Source organism: Okeania sp. SIO2B9, from assembly GCF_010672505.1.
GTDB lineage: Bacteria > Cyanobacteriota > Cyanobacteriia > Cyanobacteriales > Microcoleaceae > Okeania > Okeania hirsuta.
In genome coordinates this window covers 1-1,877 of the sequence record NZ_JAAHGK010001404.1, presented here as the reverse complement: position 1 = coordinate 1,877, position 1,877 = coordinate 1, and the positions used below count along the sequence as shown (strand labels likewise).

Below are 1,877 nucleotides of genomic sequence, written 5' to 3'. Positions count from 1 at the left end.
TAAATGCTGCTTTAACTTGAGATGTAATAAATCCTTCCAGAGGACAACTATCAACTCCAAAACTACTAGAAACGAGCATAATGTGAGCTACTGCTAACATTATTTGCCTATTTATCCAAGCTTCCATAGACTCAAAAGAAGAAGGACTTTCAAACATTTTAGGGATTGAATTTTTCATATAATCTGCATAAGTATCATTGATAGCTTCATGCTCTTTGCGCAACTCAATTATAGATTCTATATATTCTGGTTTAGATACATGGCGATCGCCACAACAAATTAAAACTACTGGAGCTTCTCCTACCTGGCGTTGATTAAAAGCACAAGCCTTAAGTCGTTCTTTATTCTCTTGTTTTTTAACCACAATAAAACGCCAAGGTTGTAAGTTAAAACCAGAGGGAGCCATCATACCAAGACGTAAAATTTCTTCTAGGATTACATTAGGAATTGAATTTTTACTAAATGCACGAGCAGAGCGACGCTTCTCAATAGCTTGCTTTAAATTAATGCTTGGTTCCATAAAATAAAAATATAATTTGTAGTTGAATTTTTTTATTTCTTTGTTATTGAACTATAGTTTTTCTATTTTAAGGTGTGAAACTAAGATTGACATAAAAATGGAATAAGAAGAAATTATAGATATAGAAATCCTAAATTAGTTGTGACAATTTTTATAGTAGTTAATTTCAACTGAAAACTTCTAAAATTATGGCTCTTGACTGTCACTCAAATATTACAAATTAGAAAGGATTGCTATAGAGATTTTTTAGTAATCCTATATTCAGCAATTATTAGGTCTCACAATCTTTATAGCGGTTTTCACAAAGGTAGACTTGCATTGCTTCTGCCTTCTGCCCTCTGGCTTCTGCCTTTAAGCCAAAATCTCTGTATTCTATGTTAATGAAAACTGCTATAAAAATACCATATAAAGTTATAGCAGCATAAACATCGGAAATAGGGAATAAATTAATATTAATTTTATCTAATTGTTCTTCATATTGCATAATATTTAGCATAAACTATACCAAACCCAACTCTCGTTTCAATAAATTAATTGACTCTGTTCCAATATAATTTTCAAAGCAGATAATTTGTGGCGGGCGAATAATATCTGCTCTGTTTTTTTGTACGGCAGCTTTAACTTTAGCATCACTAAATTTGTCACAAATAATTATTTTAGCCATCCGCACCATAGCATCAACTTTGTGGGTTTCTTCCTGTTGCGCAGTCATTACAATTACATCATTTCCACGCAAACTATTAATAATTACTTCTGCAGCTTTTAGTAGACCAGAACTGAGACTAACTATACCAAAGTAACTTCCCTGAGATAAATTATTAACCAACTTAAATTCTTGAGCATAATCATATATATCAATTGGAATCACTCGTACAGATTGAGGAGCAGCTATTTTTTCAGCTCGTCCAATGAAATATCGACTTGTGACAACCGTTCCAGAAGATACTTCATCTATAACTCTACCTAGTTCTTCCAGAGGAACTACTTGGACAGAAATATTAAGAGCTTGTTCCAACTCTTTAGCCATTAACTGTCCAATACCAATATCATTAGAGGGAGCTGTCACTAATACCCTGGCACTACAACGCAGTCGCCAGTCAATCTCAGTGAGAAACATTTCTCTAGCTTCATTCAGACTACAACCTTGGGACAGTAATTCATCCAAGCTACCCTTGACTATATGACTGGCATAGGGATACTTTTCATATATGGGAGAATTTAATTTTCGCCCCCTCTCATTTCCCTGTGCTCTGACATAAATACCTGAACCTGCTTGAGCTTCCACAAGACCAATATCTTCAAGTTGACGATATACCTTACTTATAGTGTTGCGATGTAAACCAGTTTGCATCGCAAG

General features: G+C 34.1%; 3 protein-coding genes. All 3 read right to left on the bottom strand.

Translation table 11 applies throughout. The features are described from left to right. Positions 1–520, bottom strand: a 520-nt coding sequence (locus tag F6K13_RS31200) for a nitroreductase family protein (protein ID WP_287289583.1), incomplete at its 3' end; no start/stop codon positions are given. A 271-nt stretch (positions 521–791) separates the two neighbouring features. Further along, positions 792–1,004: a hypothetical protein gene (locus F6K13_RS31195; RefSeq protein WP_124143486.1), complete on the bottom strand. Its 213-nt coding sequence runs from the start codon at positions 1,002–1,004 to the stop codon at positions 792–794. A 15-nt stretch (positions 1,005–1,019) separates the two neighbouring features. After that, the coding region (locus F6K13_RS31190; RefSeq protein WP_287289580.1) for a GntR family transcriptional regulator at positions 1,020–1,877 on the bottom strand (858 nt) is incomplete at its 5' end.